14 protein-coding genes are annotated in these 15392 nt (G+C 70.9%); 5 read left to right on the top strand and 9 right to left on the bottom strand.

The features are described 5' to 3' along the window. Positions 1 to 8: 8 nt before the first annotated feature. Positions 9 to 566 carry a PadR family transcriptional regulator gene (locus tag ACFY36_RS22080; protein ID WP_499747844.1) on the bottom strand — a complete coding sequence of 186 codons (558 nt, stop codon included), beginning with the start codon at positions 564 to 566 and terminating at the stop codon, positions 9 to 11. Positions 567 to 600: 34 nt separating this feature from the next. On the opposite strand from ACFY36_RS22080, the gene ACFY36_RS22075 reads away from it, so the two are divergent. Further along, positions 601 to 2343: an acetyl/propionyl/methylcrotonyl-CoA carboxylase subunit alpha gene (locus ACFY36_RS22075; protein ID WP_499747843.1), complete on the top strand. Its 1743-nt coding sequence runs from the start codon at positions 601 to 603 to the stop codon at positions 2341 to 2343. 28 nt (positions 2344 to 2371) lie between these two features. Here the strand turns inward: ACFY36_RS22075 and ACFY36_RS22070 are convergent, their stop codons facing one another. Beyond that, positions 2372 to 2917 carry a GNAT family N-acetyltransferase gene (locus ACFY36_RS22070; RefSeq protein WP_499747842.1) on the bottom strand — a complete coding sequence of 182 codons (546 nt, stop codon included), beginning with the start codon at positions 2915 to 2917 and terminating at the stop codon, positions 2372 to 2374. Between the two features lie 321 nt (positions 2918 to 3238). Between ACFY36_RS22070 and ACFY36_RS22065 the strand changes: the two genes are divergently transcribed. After that, complete coding sequence (locus ACFY36_RS22065) at positions 3239 to 3970, top strand: DedA family protein (protein ID WP_499747841.1); 732 nt, start codon at positions 3239 to 3241, stop codon at positions 3968 to 3970. Here ACFY36_RS22065 and ACFY36_RS22060 read toward each other — a convergent pair. Next, entirely contained in the window at positions 3900 to 5300 is a 1401-nt protein-coding gene (locus tag ACFY36_RS22060; protein ID WP_499747840.1) for an NAD(P)H-quinone dehydrogenase, read from the bottom strand. The two genes, ACFY36_RS22065 and ACFY36_RS22060, sit on opposite strands and share 71 nt — an antisense overlap. A gap of 83 nt (positions 5301 to 5383) precedes the next feature. On the opposite strand from ACFY36_RS22060, the gene ACFY36_RS22055 reads away from it, so the two are divergent. After that, entirely contained in the window at positions 5384 to 5848 is a 465-nt protein-coding gene (locus ACFY36_RS22055) for a gamma-glutamylcyclotransferase (protein WP_499747839.1), read from the top strand. Here ACFY36_RS22055 and ACFY36_RS22050 read toward each other — a convergent pair. From ACFY36_RS22050 to ACFY36_RS22035, 4 genes are all read right to left on the bottom strand, one after another. Continuing rightward, entirely contained in the window at positions 5845 to 6801 is a 957-nt protein-coding gene (locus ACFY36_RS22050; RefSeq protein WP_499747838.1) for a GNAT family N-acetyltransferase, read from the bottom strand. The two genes, ACFY36_RS22055 and ACFY36_RS22050, sit on opposite strands and share 4 nt — an antisense overlap. A gap of 46 nt (positions 6802 to 6847) precedes the next feature. Then, entirely contained in the window at positions 6848 to 7585 is a 738-nt protein-coding gene (locus ACFY36_RS22045; RefSeq protein ID WP_499747837.1) for an SCO6745 family protein, read from the bottom strand. Positions 7586 to 7652: 67 nt separating this feature from the next. Next, on the bottom strand, positions 7653 to 8624 hold the full coding sequence (locus tag ACFY36_RS22040; RefSeq protein ID WP_499747836.1) for a hypothetical protein: 972 nt from the start codon (positions 8622 to 8624) through the stop codon (positions 7653 to 7655). 1 nt (position 8625) lies between these two features. Then, the gene (locus ACFY36_RS22035; RefSeq protein WP_499747835.1) at positions 8626 to 9243 is read right to left on the bottom strand and encodes an MBL fold metallo-hydrolase; all 618 of its coding nucleotides are present in this window, start codon (positions 9241 to 9243) and stop codon (positions 8626 to 8628) included. Positions 9244 to 9346: 103 nt separating this feature from the next. On the opposite strand from ACFY36_RS22035, the gene ACFY36_RS22030 reads away from it, so the two are divergent. Continuing rightward, positions 9347 to 10264, top strand: a complete 918-nt coding sequence (locus ACFY36_RS22030; RefSeq protein WP_499747834.1) for a DUF4349 domain-containing protein — start codon at positions 9347 to 9349, stop codon at positions 10262 to 10264. 15 nt (positions 10265 to 10279) lie between these two features. Here the strand turns inward: ACFY36_RS22030 and ACFY36_RS22025 are convergent, their stop codons facing one another. Beyond that, the gene (locus tag ACFY36_RS22025; protein ID WP_499747833.1) at positions 10280 to 11536 is read right to left on the bottom strand and encodes an amidohydrolase; all 1257 of its coding nucleotides are present in this window, start codon (positions 11534 to 11536) and stop codon (positions 10280 to 10282) included. A gap of 170 nt (positions 11537 to 11706) precedes the next feature. Then, positions 11707 to 13272: an acyl-CoA mutase large subunit family protein gene (locus tag ACFY36_RS22020; RefSeq protein ID WP_499747832.1), complete on the bottom strand. Its 1566-nt coding sequence runs from the start codon at positions 13270 to 13272 to the stop codon at positions 11707 to 11709. Positions 13273 to 13477: 205 nt separating this feature from the next. On the opposite strand from ACFY36_RS22020, the gene ACFY36_RS22015 reads away from it, so the two are divergent. Then, entirely contained in the window at positions 13478 to 15391 is a 1914-nt protein-coding gene (locus ACFY36_RS22015) for a serine/threonine-protein kinase (protein WP_499747831.1), read from the top strand. The last annotated feature ends 1 nt before the right edge of the window (position 15392 follow it).

Below are 15392 nucleotides of genomic sequence, written 5' to 3'. Positions count from 1 at the left end.
AACTTTTACTAGTCAAACTTGAATAGGTCGTCCATGGTCTCGATCCGCTTGGCCGTCCGCTCGCACCACGCGATCTCCGCCTCCCAGATGGCGACGCTCCGCTCCCACATCCAGCTCACGTACATCGGCTTCTTGTCGGCCCAGTCGGCCGACATGGCCGCCTCGAGCTGGTGCACCGCGGCACGCAGCTGGGTCGCCCGGTTGCGCAGCGCGGCCGCCGACTCCTCCCGGGGCAGGGCCGGCAGGAAAGAGAAGGCCGCCATGAAGGGATCGGTCATCTGCGCGAGGTTCCACCACTCCTTGCGGAGCAGGGCCTGGAACTCGGCGTCGCCCTTCTCGGTCATCTCGTACGTCGTACGGGCCGGGCGGGCCCCCACCTGCTCCGTCACCACCTCGCGGAGCAGGCCTTCCTCGGTCATCTTGCGCAGGGCGTGGTAGATCGACCCGGGCTGGACGTTCGCCCACTTGTCGGCGCTCCAGCTCAGGAGCTCACGGCGGACGTCGTAACCGTGCACCGGCTGCATCCACTGGACCAGGCCGAGAATCATCATGCGCGTAGCGGACACCATCTCAGCATAAAAGTCCGGCTAGGCTCAGCCCGTGCGCAAGGTATTGATCGCCAACCGGGGCGAGATCGCCGTCCGGGTCATCCGGGCCTGTCAGGACGCCGGGCTGACCAGCGTCGCCGTCTACGCCGACAGTGATCGGGACGGATTACCGGCCCGGCTCGCCGACGAGGCGTACGCGCTGGGCGGAGAGACCGCCGCCGATACCTATCTGCGCGTCGACAAGCTGATCGAGATCGCGGAGCGGGCCGGCGCCGACGCCGTACACCCGGGCTATGGGTTTCTCAGCGAGAACGCCGACTTCGCCCAGGCGGTGATCGACGCCGGCCTGACCTGGATCGGCCCGGCCCCGCAGGCGATCCGCGATCTGGGCGACAAGGTCACCGCCCGGCACATCGCGCAGCGGGCGGGCGCCCCGCTGGTGCCGGGCACGGCCGAGCCGGTGGCCGGCGCCGACGAGATCATCGCGTTCGCCCAGGAACACGGCCTGCCGGTGGCGATCAAGGCCGCGTTCGGCGGTGGCGGCCGCGGGCTCAAGGTGGCGCGGACCATCGAGGAGATCCCGTCGCTGTTCGAGAGCGCGACCCGCGAGGCGGTGGCCGCCTTCGGGCGCGGCGAGTGCTTCGTCGAGCGCTACCTCGACCGGCCCCGCCACGTGGAGGCGCAGGTCCTGGCCGACACACACGGGAACGTGATCGTCGTGGGCACCCGCGACTGCTCGCTCCAGCGCCGCCACCAGAAGCTGGTCGAGGAGGCGCCGGCGCCGTTCCTGAGCGACGAGCAGCGTGCCTCGATCCACTCCAGCGCCAAGGCGATCTGCCGCGAGGCCGGCTATCACGGCGCGGGCACCGTCGAATATCTCGTCGGGCAGGACGGGACGATCTCGTTCCTCGAGGTGAACACCCGCCTCCAGGTGGAGCACCCGGTCAGCGAGGAGACCGCGGGCGTCGACCTCGTCCGCGAGCAGTTCCGCATCGCTGATGGCGCCACTTTGGACATTTCCGAGGATCCGATCCCGCGCGGGCACGCCATCGAGTTCCGGATCAACGGCGAGGACCCGGGACGCAACTTCCTCCCGGCGCCGGGCCAGGTCGCGGAGCTGGCGTGGCCGCTCGGCCCCGGTGTCCGGGTCGACGCCGGCGTCGAGAAGGGCAGCGTCGTCGGCGGCAACTTCGACTCGCTCCTGGCGAAGATCATCGTGATCGGCGCGACCCGCGAGGAAGCGCTGGAGCGCTCGCGCCGGGTGCTCGACGAGACCGTGGTCGAGGGCATCGCGACCGTGCTGCCGTTCCACCGGGCCGTCGTGCGCGACCCGGCCTTCACCAGCGAGCCGTTCACCGTGCACACCCGGTGGATCGAGACCGAGTGGGCCGGCGGCGTCGAGCCGTTCACCACCCCGGCCGCGGGCGAGGAGCCGGAGCAGCGCGAGACCGTCGTGGTCGAGGTCGGTGGCAAGCGGCTCGAGGTCCGGCTGCCGGCCCAGCTCCTGACCAGCCGCCCGGCCGGCTCGAAGGCGCCGGCGGCCAGGAAGCGCGGCAGCGGAGGCCAGGGCGGTCAGGCGGGCGGCGCGGCCCTGACCGCGCCCATGCAGGGCACGATCGTCAAGGTCGCGGTGGCCGACGGCGACACCGTCTCCGAGGGCGACGTCATCGTCGTGGTCGAGGCCATGAAGATGGAGCAGCCCCTTCAGGCCCACAAGGCGGGCACGGTGTCGGGCCTGTCCCTCGCCGTCGGCGAGACGGTCACCGCGGGCGCGGTCGTCTGCACCATCGACTGACCGAAGCGCGCGCTGATGTTCCGTCAGCTCAACGAGCGGTCGTGATCCAGTAGCGCAGCTTCTCGCCGATCGGCGAGTCGGGCACGCCGCCGTTGCGCTCGATGGTTCGCCGGGACGCCTCGTTGCCGTCGTCGCACGTGACGAGCACCTTGTCGAGGCCGAGGGCGGCCGCGATCGGCAGCGCGGTGGCCAGCATCGCGGTGGCGTGCCCCTGGCGGCGGGCCGAGGGGCGTACGTCATATCCGATATGCCCGTTACGCTGGCCGGTCACGCCCGGAGCGAGCCGCTGCCGGATGTTCAGCCGTCCCAGATATTGGACACCCTCGATCCACCACAGCACGGTGGTCGGCACGAAGCTGGCCGGACGGGGTGTCTCCTCGAGCGCCTGCGCGCGCAGCCCGTCGACGAAGCTCCGGAACACCTCGGGCCGCGACCACGTGGCCGACCACACCCGCAGGTCGCTGCCGATGTTGCTGTGATCGCCCGGAGCGCCCCGGCCCTCCGCCTCGTACTCGGCCATGGCCTCCAGAAAGGACTTGTGGACGTCGAGGACGGGAGCGACGAGAACGGGCACCCACACAGACTAGGAGGCGGGCCGCCGGTACGGGACCTACCGACGGCCCGCCGGCCGGCACACCGAGAACGGGGGACCCGGCGTTCCGGCAACCTCACGGTACGCCCGAGGAGCCCGAGCGGAAAACTTGCCTGGTGACAAATAGGACAAGACGCGGTGGCGGGCGGAAAAACCGCGAGCGCTCGGGAGATCGAGACAATACCGTGTCAGGCATCACCGCCGACCGGCCCTGATCAGGAGCATCCTGAAACACAGCACATTCTCAGGTGCCTCCACGGACAATCCCCGAGAGGCCCCTAGCACCCGCGAGGTAAAGGACCCATGACCGAACTGTTGACCATGATGGCAACACCGGCGTGGGCGTACCTTGCTCTCTTCGGCTTCCTCGCGGTGGACGCGATGATTCCGGTGGTACCGATCCAGGCGATCATGATCACATCCGGCGCGCTGACTGTCTACGGAAATCTCAATCTCGCCCTCGTGATCGCCGTCGGCGCCCTCGGCATGTTCACCGGCGACTCGATCGCCTACACGCTGGGCCGGTCGAGCGTGCTGGGCCGGTCGAGCGGCGATCTGGGCTCGGGCCGTCTGGCCGCGCTCCGCGCCCGCTACGGCCCCAAGCACGACGACGGGGCCAAAGAGGAGTCCAAGACCCGCCGCGCGGCCGAGCGCTTCACCCGCGGCCTGCGCCGGCCTGGCCCGCTCGTGCTGCTGCTCTGCCGCTTCGTGCCCGGCGGCCGCATGGCGGCCGGGTTCCACGCCGGCCGCCGGGGCTACCCGCTCAAGCTGTTCATCCTCTACGACGGCCTGGCCGCGCTGGCCTGGGGCACGTACGGCGGTCTGGTCGGCCACGTCGGCGGAACGGCGCTCACCCAGTCGGCCTGGCGCCTGTTCGCGGTCGCGGCCACGGCGGCCGTCGTCTTCGGCACGGCCGGGTGGATCCTGGCGATCTTCGGCGGCCGGAAGGACGCCGAAGAGACCGTCACTGAAGTTCGTGCAGCATCAGCTGACGCGCCGCTTCCGCGATCGAGCCCGACAGCGACGGGTAGATAGTGATCGTGTGGGCCAGCTGGTCCACGGTCAGGTTGTTCTCCACCGCCATGGTGATCGGCAGGATCAGCTCGCTCGCCTTGGGCGCCACCACCACGCCGCCGACGATCTGACCGGTGGCGGGACGGCAGAACAGCTTGACGAAGCCGTCGGTCAGGTCGGCCATCTTGGCCCGGGCGTTGCCGCTCAGCGGCAGCATCACCTGCCGGGCGGGCACCCGGCCGGCGTCCACGTCGTTCTGGCTGACGCCCACGGTGGCCAGCTCGGGGTCGGTGAAGGCGTTGGCCGCGACGGTGCGCAGGCGCAGCGGGGCGACCGCCTCGCCCATGGCGTGCCAGATCGCGATGCGTCCCTGCATGGCGGCCACGCTGGCCAGCGCGAGGACGCCGGTGCAGTCGCCGGCCGCGTAGACGCCGGGGACGTTGGTGCGCGAGACCCGGTCGACGGTCACGTAGCCCCCGTCGCCGACCTGGACCCCGTACTCCTCGAGACCCAGATCGGCCGTGTTGGGGACCGCGCCGACCGCGATGAGCGCGTGCGAGCCCTCGATGACCTTGCCGTCGCCGAGGGTGACCTTGACGCCGTCCCCCGTGTTCTCGACCGAGCGGCCGCGGGCCTGACTGAGAATGGTCATGCCGCGCTCACGGAAGACCCGCTCGATCGCCATGGCGGCGTCGGCGTCCTCGTGCGGCATGACCCGCTCACGGCTGGAGACCAGCGTGACCTTGACCCCCATGGCCAGGTAGGCGCTGGCGAACTCGGCGCCGGTCACACCGGAGCCGATGACGATCAGGTGGGACGGCAGCTCGGTGAGGTCGTAGAGCTGGCGCCAGTCGAGGATCCGCTCGCCGTCGGGCCGGGCCGTGGGCAGCACCCGCGGGGTGGCGCCGGTGGCCAGCAGGACGGTCGTGGCGTCCACGGCATAGGTCTCGCCGTCGTGGGGCGTGATCAGCACCTGGTGGGTGTGGCCGAGAGTGTCCTCGCCCAGCCGGGCCCGGCCGTGCACCACGTCGACACCCGCCTTGACCAGCTTGGCCTGGATGTCGCCGGACTGGGCCAGCGCCAGCCTCTTGACCCGCTCGTTGACCGCGGCCGCGTCGACCGTGACCCCGTCCAGGCCGGCCGAGCGGATGCCGAAGCGCTCGTTCTCCCGATAGCCGGTCATCACCTCGGAGCTGGCGATGAAGGTCTTCGACGGCACACAGTCGGTAAGGACGCAGGCGCCGCCCGGACCGTCCGCCTCGACGAGGGTGACGTCCGCGTCGAGCTGAGCCGCCACCAACGCGGCCTCATACCCGCCCGGTCCCCCACCGATGATCACGATCCGACTCACGACACTTCCCTCCACGCTGCCAATGTGCCGACACGCACTCCTTGTATTCTCCACCACCGCCCGATCGGGCTATCGTCATCGCCGTGCGTCATTACGCCGCGTATGGCTCGAACCTCGACCCCGCCCGCATGCGGGCCTACTGTCCGCACTCGCCCATGGTGGGCGTGGGGTGGATAGAAGGCTGGCGCCTGACCTTCGCCGGTGAGGGGGAATTAGGCTGGGAGGGCGCGGTCACCACGATCGTCGAGTCCCCCGGCGACCGGGTCTTCGTCTCGCTCTACGACGTGCACCCCTGGGACGCCGCTCAGCTCGACGAGGTCGAGGGCGTGACCGCCGAGGCGTACCAGAAGGTCACCGTGCGTGTCTCGACGCTCGAGGGCGAATTCAGCGCGTGGGTGTACGTCTTCACCGGCTACGAGGGCGGCCTGCCGACCGCGTGGTATCTCTCCGAGATCGCCAACGCGGCCGAGAAGGCCGGAGCGCCGGACGACTACGTGCAGGAGCTGCGCTCACGCCCCACCGGCACGTCGTCGCCCGAGACGCCCTAAATGAACTTCTGATAGATGTTGGCCTCGTAGAGCGGCTTCATGCCGACGGCGAGATAGAGCCGCGCCGCCTCGGTCGGGTTGGACAGATCGACGCCCAGCCCCGCCTTGGCGTAGCCCTTGCGCGCGTAGACGGCGAAGGCATGGCGCAGCAACGTCTCTCCAAGACCGCGTTTGCGGTACGCCGAGAGCACCCCCAGCCTCTTCACGAAGCCCTCGTCATTGGCCTCGCCGTTGTCGGCCGACGACTCCAGCGCGCCCACGACCCGGCCGTCGACCTCGGCCACGAACCACTCGTCGTAGACGTGCGCGGGCTCCTCGTCGAGGACCTTGCGCCAGGCCTCGTAGTCGGCCGTGCGGTGGTCGGAGTCGAGGAACGCCTGCTGGATGACGCTGTGCACGGCCCGCATGTCGGCGTCGTCGTCGGGCCGGACCGTGCGGACGGTGACTCCCTCGGGCGGCGCGGGCGCCGTGTGCGGCACACCGTCGAGGGACATCTGCATGCGGGCGTTCTGCTTGAGGAACGTGAAGCCGTGGTCGGTCAGCGCCTGGATGTAGGGCTCCTCGGTCGGCACGGCGCCGGCCCGCACCTCGTACGGGCTGTGGCCGAACTCGACCGCCCGCTCGGCCGCCCGGGCCAGGATGATCTCGAGCAGCGGCACCATGGCCGGCCGGCCGCGCTCGGGCCAGACGTACACCTCGACGAAGTCACGGGCGATGGCGGCCGCGTTCACCGGGAAGGCCCAGCCGAGGATCGTGCCCCCGGGGTCGAGCGCCAGCCAGACGTCGCGCGCCATGTCGGTGTTGGGCTCGGTGAGCGACTCGCGCACCTCGTCGGCGCTGAAATCGGGATAGCCGAGAGCGGCGATGTCGCTGGCGTGCACCAGCTCGAGGATCGCGGGCACGTCGTCGAGGGTGGGCCGGCGCAGGCTCCAGCCGTCGGGAAGCTCGGTCATCGGAGCATCGGACCACGAACCGGCGCGGACCGGCCATCGAATTACGTCATGGGGCCAGGCGGTGCCGCAGCGACTCCAGCAGGCCGATGAGCTCGACCCGCTCGGCCGTGTCGAGCGACGCGTAGGCCTGCCCGGCCATCGAGTCGGCGGCCGAGTCGGCCCACATGAGCCGGCGCACGATCGGCCCGGCCGGCGGGTAGGGCGGCTGCCAGCCGAACGCGACGGCGCCGGTCTCGCCCTCGGGCCCGGCGATGATCGCCTGGAGCGGGGTGAGGCCGCTGGCCCGCACGGCCACCAGGTGCACACCGAGCCGGTGCTCGTGCAGCAGGTGCAGCAGGACCGCGGCCTGAGCCCCGGCGCCCTGCTCGGGCACCGGCATGGCCCGCCAGGCGGCGAACAGCGGCAGGCCGGCGTAGTCGACCGCGCTCACCACCCGGTGGGTCAGCTCGTGCAGCCGGCCGAGCCGGGGGAAGCCACCGAGCTGTTCGGCGCCCCAGGTGCAGAGCTCGTGGAGATGCCAGGTGGCCACCTCCATGGGCGCGGAGGTCTTGGCGGTCGCCTCCCAGCCGTCGATGACGGCCTCGGGCGCGATGAAGCCGATGGCCGCGGCGACGGTCTCGGGGCGGACGTCACCGAGCGCGCCGGCGCGCGCCGAGACGTGATAAGCCCAGCCCGAGAGGCCGAGCAGCCGGGCCCGGCGAAGTGTCTGCGGCGACTCGGCAAAGGCGCCCACGATGGTGGCGAGTCCCGTTTTGGCAGTGGCGGCAGCCTGTTCGGGGGTCACCCGCCCGATTCTGCTCTCCTCGGACCGTTCTGGAAAATAATCTTCCCGATCGGACCGGCAAACCAGATCAATCCGACTCGCCCGATTCAAGATCCTCCAAGGCCGCCTGTACGTCTCCGACCTCGCGCCGGGCCGCCGCGGCGGCCCGTTCGGCGTCGCGACGAGCCTGCTTGCGGCGGGCCACCTCGGCCTGTGCTTCGGTACGCCGGCGTTCCAGTTCGGCCAGCTCGGCGTCCAGATCCTCCACGACGTGACCAGCGTCACGTTCCGCACCCTCGGCCTTCTCCAGCCGCTCGTCGGCCCGCCGCTCGTCGGCCCGCGCCGTGGTCAGACGCCGGCGCAGCTCCCGCGTGCGCTGGTCACGCTCGCGCTTGCGCTGCTCCTGCTCGCGACGCCGGCGCTCGGCGGCGGCCCGCTCCCGCGACGAGGTCGGCGACAGCTCGATGACCTCGGCGTCCTCGCCCGCCCCACCCGCGACGTCATCGCCCGCCTCGCCGTCCTCCCCGTCACCGACGTCGGATATATCGGGAATGTCGCTGACGAGCCGGAGCCGAGGGCGGGGCACCTCGCCGAAACCGGCGTAGGTGGCGGCCCGGATCAACCGGCCCGTGCGCACCTGAGCGGCGATCTCCGGCTCGGCCATCGCGGCGGTCAGCGTCGCCTCCACCTCGCCGAGCGGCAGCTTGATGCCCGGCTCCTCGGCCCGGGCCAGCTTGCCGGCCGCCGAGACCAGGGCCGACACCACCTGCCGGCGCTGGGCGGTCAGCTCGCGCAGCGCGTCGCCGTCCAGGCCGCGCTGGGCCTCGCGCAGCGCGGCGGCCAGGTCGGCCAGCTCCTCGACCAGCTCCGGGCGGCGCAGCGCCAGCAGGTTGACCACCCACGCGGCCACGGTCGGCTTCTTGAGCGCGGCCAGCCGCTTGGCGGTGTCCCTGTCCCCGGCCTTGCGGGCGTCCTCGATCGCGGCCGTGCGGGCCGCGACGAAGCCCTCCGGCGGCGCCTCGTACAGCCGCTGGATCAGTGCGTCGGTAGCGCTGGGCACGTCAGTCGATGACCGTGCCCGGCGCCACGTGCGCCCACGTCGTGCCGGACAGCCGCTCGGAGAGCCCGCCGTAGATCTTCAGGCCGTTCGCGTTGAGCAGCCCGTCGTGCAGCGCGAACGCCCGTCCGGGCTTGACCGCCCGGATGAAGTCGATCGACTCCATCGCCCTCATCCACGGAGCATTGATCGGCGCGAACAGCGTGTCCACCGTCGTGTCCTCCGGCACGGTGAACGAGTCACCCGGGTGGTAGAGGTTCGTGGCCGCGTCGGCGACCAGATAGGCCAGGTTGGCGATCCGCGGGATGTCCGCGTGGATCACCGCGTGCTGACCGCCGTACGCCGAGACCTGATATCCGGCGACCTGCAGACGCTGACCCGGCTCCACCGGAACCTTCTCGCCCTCGAAACCCGTCAGCGTGGCCAGCACGTCGGGGTGGGCGTAGACCCGTGACACCGAGGCGATGGTCTCGTGATCGACGTGGTCGGGATGCTCGTGGGTGATCAGCACGGCGTCCGCCCCGTCGACCGCCGTCCGCTCGCTGAAGTTGCCCGGGTCGATGACGAGGACACCCTCGCCCTCGATGCGCAGGCAGGAATGCCCGAACTTGGTGACGCGCATGGGACCCTCCGTCGCTGCCGATTCGTGACCAGTCTGCCGGAACCGTGAAGACGGCGCCGCACGTCCCAAACCCACATCTCTAGCGGGGACAGGGAGACACACCATGCGTGCGATCCGTAACCGAAAGACATATCTCGCGGCGACCTTCTTGCTGACCGGCCTCCTGATCGCCGGGTGCAGCGCCGATTCCAGCGACTCACAGAGCACGGGCGGCGCCGCCGAGGCGCCGGCCATGGCCCCCGATCAGGCCACCGAGGAGAACAAGGCGGCGCAGGGCCAGGACAGCCAGGCCAAGGCGCCCGACCTGCGCGTCGAGCAACGCTCGATCATCTACCGGGGGTCTCTCTCGGTACGCGTGAAGGACGTCAACGCCGCGGCCGGGCAGACCACGGGCATCGCGAACACGGCCGGCGGATTCGTCGGCGGTGACAACCGGACCAGCGGCTCGGGCGCCGGCAGCGCCACTCTCGAGCTGCGCATCCCGGCCGACAAGTTCGGCACGGTCGTCGACCAGCTGGCCAAGCTGGGCGAGGAGGAGCAGCGCCAGATCAACACCGAGGACGTCACCGAGGCGGTCGTCGACCTCGACGCCCGGATCGCCGTGCAGCAGGCCCGGGTCGACAGCGGGCGCAAGCTGCTCGGTCAGGCCAAGTCGCTGGACGACCTGGTGATGCTGGAGCGCGAGGTGGCCACCCGCGAGTCCGACCTGGCGTCGCTGCAGGCCAAGAAGCGCAACCTGGCCGACCTGACCGCGCTCTCCACGATCACCGTCACCTTCCTCGACCCGGACGCCGACCCGGTGGCCGGGGCCGACGACGACCCGCCGGGCTTCCTGGCCGGGCTCGGCGCCGGGTGGGACGCGCTGCTGGCGTCGCTGAAGGTGCTGCTGACCGTGCTCGGCGCCCTGCTGCCGTGGGTGATCGCCATCGGCCTGCCGGTGTGGGCGGTGTTCTATCTGCTCCGGCGCTTCCGGCGGGCCCGTCCGGCGCCGGCGGCTCTGCCGCCGGCGCCCCAGGACTAGCCGGCGCCACAGGCCCTAGAAAGCGCCGGTCGACAGGGCGGCGAGCGCGGTGTGGGCCATCACCCGGATGCCGTATCCGATGCAGTTCTCGTCCACGTCGAAGTCGCCCTGGTGCAGGTCGTGCTTCTCGTCCGAGCCGGGGCGGGCGGTGCCGAGCCGGATCATCGCGCCCGGCACGTGGTCGAGGTAGAAGGCGAAGTCCTCGCCGCCCATGCTGATCTCGGCCTCGACCACCCGGTCGGCGCCGAGAGCGGCGCCGGCCGCCCCGGCGATCACGGCCGACGCCATCCGGTCGTTGATCACCGGCGGGACGCCGCGGTGGTAACCCACCTCGACCTGCGCCCCGGTCGGCGCGACGACCTCGTGGATCAGCTTGGTGATCAGCTCGGGGGCCTGGCGCCAGGCGTCCCGGTTGAGGATGCGCACGGTGCCGCGGGCCTCGCCGACGCCGGGGATGGCGTTGGGCGCCTCCCCCGCGTGCACCGCGCCCCACACCATGGAGACGCCGGCCCGCGGGTCGATGCGGCGGTCCAGCAGGGACGGCACGTCGATGATGATCCGGCCGAGGGCGTGCACCAGGTCGGCCGTGAGGTGCGGCCGGGCGGTGTGCCCGCCGGGGCCGGTGACCTTGACGTCGATCATGTCGGCGGCCGCGGTGAACGGGCCCGAGCGCACGCCGACCAGGCCGGCCGGCAGCTGCGGGTAGCAGTGCAGCGCGTAGATCGCGGCGACGTCCTTGAGGCCGCCCGCGGCGATCACGTGGGGCGCTCCGGACGGCACCGACTCCTCGGCCGGCTGGAAGATCAGCCGCACCCGGCCCGGCAGCTGGCCGCGCTCGTCGAGCTGGGCCAGGGCCAGGCCGAGGCCGAGCATCACGGTGGTGTGCACGTCGTGGCCGCAGGCGTGGGCCACGTTCGGCACCGTCGAGCGGTACGGCACATCCTTGAGGTCCTGCAACGGCAGCGCGTCGAGGTCGGCCCGGAAGGCGATCACCCGGTCGCCCCGGCCGATGTCACAGATGACGCCGTTGCGGTCGGGCAGCAGCTGCGGCGAGAGACCGGCCACGGCCAGCTCACGGGCGACCAGGGCGGCCGTCTCGAACTCGCGATAGGAGGGTTCGGGATGCGCGTGAATGTGCCGTCGGATCGCTACGAGCTCCGCGCCTCGGGAGGCGAGCCAGCGGTCGAGCTGGCCGGGCAGGGGCTCGGCACCGGGCAACGGCCCGGGCCACTCCGTCTGGGCCCCTTCGGGCTCCGTCAGAGCAGTAGTCACGTCGGCTTCCGAATCACTAGTCAAGTTTTGTCGGTTTTCACGAACGCGCGACAGCCTAGACCGTTTTAGGTGACACTGTGCAACGCCTTTCCCGCACACGCCTACAACCGGTTACGGACCGTTGAGGTGACGCGGTTCAACGGCCGGTCCCGGATCACGGGAAGAAGCCGTCAGAAACGCTCGACGGGGTGGTAGACCCCCCACACGCCGCGCAAGGTGTGGCATACCTCGCCCACTGTGGCACGAAGACGCAACGCCTCTTTCATCAACGGTAGGACGTTGTCGTTCCCACCGGCGGCCTTCGCCAAATCCGCCAGCGCTGTCTCGACCGCCACACTGTCGCGATCGGCCCGCAGCTGGGCCAGCCGGGCCACCTGGGCCGTCTCGATCGCCGGGTCGACGCGCAGCGGCTCGTAGCGCTCCTCGGTGTCGGCCACGAACCGGTTGACGCCGACGACCACGCGCTCGCCGCTGTCGATCTCGTTGGCGATGCGGTAGGCCGAGGTCTCGATCTCCTGTTTCTGGAAGCCCTGCTCGATCGCGTCCACCGCGGAGCCGTACGAGAAGACCCGCTCGATCAGCTCGGTGGCCTGTTTCTCCACCTCGTCGGTCAGGGCCTCGATCGCGTAGGAGCCCGCGAACGGGTCGACGGTGCCGGTCAGGCCGCTCTCGTACGCCAGGACCTGCTGGGTGCGCAGGGCGAGCCGGGCCGATTTCTCGGTGGGCAGGGCGATCGCCTCGTCGTACGCGTTGGTGTGCAGCGACTGGGTGCCGCCGGCGACCGCGCCCAGCGCCTGGATCGCCACCCGCACGAGGTTGACCTCGGGCTGCTGGGCGGTGAGCTGCACGCCGGCGGTCTGCGTGTGGAAGCGCAGCATCAGCGACTTGGGATCCTTGGCGCCGAACTCGTCACGCATGATCCGGGCCCACATGCGGCGGGCGGCCCGGAACTTGGCGATCTCCTCGAGCAGCGTGGTGCGGGCGACGAAGAAGAACGACAGCCGGGGCGCGAAATCGTCGACGGCCAGCCCGGCCGCGAGCGCCGCCCGGACGTACTCCATGCCGTTGGCCAGGGTGAAAGCGATCTCCTGCGCGGGCGACGCGCCGGCCTCGGCCATGTGATAGCCGGAGATCGAGATCGTGTTCCACTTCGGTATCTCTTTACGGCAGTACGCGAAAGTGTCGGCCACCAGGCGCAACGACGGTTTCGGCGGGAAAATGTACGTGCCGCGGGCGATGTACTCCTTGAGGATGTCGTTCTGGATCGTGCCCTGCAGGGCCGTACCGGGAACGCCCTGCTCCTCGGCGACGAGTTGATAAAGCAGCAGCAGCACCGAGCCCGGCGCGTTGATCGTCATCGAGGTGGAGACGCGGTCGAGCGGGATCTCGTGGAACAGCCGCCGCATGTCGTCGATGGAGTCGATGGCCACGCCGACCTTGCCGACCTCGCCGTGCGCGATCGGCTCGTCCGAGTCGTAGCCCATCTGGGTGGGCAGGTCGAACGCCACCGACAGGCCCATGGTGCCGGCGGCCAGCAGCTGGTGGTAGCGCGCGTTGGACTCGGCGGCGGTGCCGAAGCCCGCGTACTGCCGCATGGTCCAGGGGCGCTTGGTGTACATCGTGGGATAGACACCCCTCGTGTACGGAAACTCGCCCGGCTCGCCGATCGGGGCGTCAGGGGGAACGTCGCCCGGACGGTAAACCGGCTTGATCTCGAATCCCGACTCCGCGTTCACACCGGTGATCCTAAGGCTTCGTTCAATGCGAACGAGTGAGGACTTTTGCACTCAGCGTCCGAATCTCTCCACCGAATGCGATTTCCCCGTCACCTACCGTCGAGTTCAGGTAAACACGAGCCCCGTGACTTTCAATTCGGGGTGCGGAACCGGCAAGATGGCGGGGTTGGTCGACGGCCCCTAGACCCCCTCGGTGGCATCCTCAGTGACTCAGATTCCGACGTGGAGCGGCGGCAACACGGCTCCCACCAGCGGACGCGCAGCCCCGGGCACGCTCATCGGCGGCCGGTACACACTCCGTGCCGCGGTGGGCCACGGTGGCATGGGCACGGTGTGGCGCGCGGCGGACACGCTGCTGCGCCGCGACGTGGCGATCAAGGAGGTCATCCTCCCGCCCGGCCTGGCCCCCAGCGACCGTGACGCGATGTACGAGCGGACCATGCGCGAGGCGCGCGCGGCCGCGGCCCTCCAGCATCCGGCGGTCGTGCAGGTCTACGACGTCGTGCACGAGAACGGCCGCCCCTGGATCGTCATGGAGCTGCTCGAGGCGCGCAGCCTGGCCGACATGGTGATCGAGGACGGGCCGGTCGCGTCCCGCGTCGTCGCCAAGATCGGCATCGCGCTGCTCGGCGCCCTCGAGGTGGCACACGCCCACGGCGTGCTGCACCGCGACGTCAAGCCGGCCAACGTGCTGATCTGCTCCGACGGCCGCTGCGTGCTGACCGACTTCGGTGTCGCCCGCATGCCCACCGACGTGCAGCTGACCACGCCCGGCATGGTGCTCGGCTCGCCGCACTTCATCTCGCCCGAGCGGGCCATGGGCAGCGAGTTCGGCCCGCCGAGCGACCTGTTCTCGCTGGGCGTCACGCTCTACACCGCGGTCGAGGGCCGTCCCCCGTTCGACAAGGGCGACCCGATCGAGACCATGCACGCGGTGGTCGAGGACCCGCCGGCCCCGGCCGTGCGGGCCGGCTCGCTCACCCCGGTGCTGATGGGCCTGCTCGAGAAGGACCCGGCCCGGCGGATGGACGTGGGCACCGCCCGCACCATGCTGCGCCAGCAGCTGGCCGGCCCGCTGGCCAGCAAGAGCCCGCCGCACATGATGACCGACCCGTACTCGGTCGTCCCCTCGCCGCGCCCGCCGGCCGCACCGGCCGAGACCCAGCCCATCCCGCCGCAGCCCAGCGGCCAGATCGGCGGCCGGGCCATGCTCTCGCCGAACGACTCGCTCACCGACCACCTGGCCAAGCTCCAGCAGGAGAACGCCGCGGCCGGCCGTCGCGGCGCCCCGGGCGATCTGCCGCCGACCGGCGCCATGATGGCCCCTCCGCAGATGCCCGCGCGGACCGGCGACACGACCAGCGTGCTGCCGCCCCGCGAGGCCTGGAACGGCGCCCGCGCGGCCCGCGACCCGATGGGTGGCGGCACGGTCGTGCAGAGCCCGGCGGCCAAGCGCAAGGCGATGATCAACAACGCCGTGGGCACGGCCCGCCAGGCCACCGATCGCGCGGTCACCACGGTCAAGGGCTGGCCACGCCAGAAACAGCTGATCGCCGGCGGCGGCGCCCTTGGTGTCGTACTCCTGCTGGTCCTGGTCTTCTCCCTGACCGGCGGCGGAGACGGCGACAAGACGCCGGCCGCGGCCCCGCCCTCGGCCGTCGAGAACGCGGCTCCGACGTTCGCCACGCAGGCGTACAAGGAACGCGGCATCAGCGTGCTCGTGCCCGCCGGCTGGACCCGCAAGGCGGCCGGCAGCTGGGTCGACTACGCCGACCCGCAGGACGCCAAGCGCAAGGTCCGTATCCTGATCGAGAAGTCGAAGGGCACGCCGACCTCGTTCCTGGGTGTCGCCGAGAGCAACCTCAAGAAGGGCACGACGTCCTGCACGACGCCGTACAGCCGGGTCGGCCTCAACCCGACCAAGATCGCCGGCCGGGACGGCGCGGTGCTGGAGTACAAGTGCGGCAGCGGCGCCGAGGGCCGGCACGGCCTCTGGGGCGCGGTCGTCTCCGGCGGCAAGGCGTACTCGTTCTACCTGACCACGAAGGAATCGCAGTTCGCCGCGAGCAAGCCGATCTTCGACCAGATGATCAAGTCATACGCCCTGGGCGCCGCCTGAC

The organism is Actinoplanes sp. NPDC000266, assembly GCF_042899005.1.
Taxonomy (GTDB): domain Bacteria; phylum Actinomycetota; class Actinomycetes; order Mycobacteriales; family Micromonosporaceae; genus Actinoplanes.
This window is presented reverse-complemented; position numbering and strand designations above follow the sequence as displayed.

Excerpts from the sequence above, each read along its gene's own strand:
- ACFY36_RS22065 (WP_499747841.1), top strand. The coding sequence starts at position 3,239 with ATGACCGAACTGTTGACCATGATGGCAACACCGGCGTGGGCGTACCTT.
- ACFY36_RS22030 (WP_499747834.1), top strand. The coding sequence starts at position 9,347 with ATGCGTGCGATCCGTAACCGAAAGACATATCTCGCGGCGACCTTCTTG.
- ACFY36_RS22035 (WP_499747835.1), bottom strand. The coding sequence starts at position 9,243 with ATGCGCGTCACCAAGTTCGGGCATTCCTGCCTGCGCATCGAGGGCGAG.
- ACFY36_RS22050 (WP_499747838.1), bottom strand. The coding sequence starts at position 6,801 with ATGACCGAGCTTCCCGACGGCTGGAGCCTGCGCCGGCCCACCCTCGAC.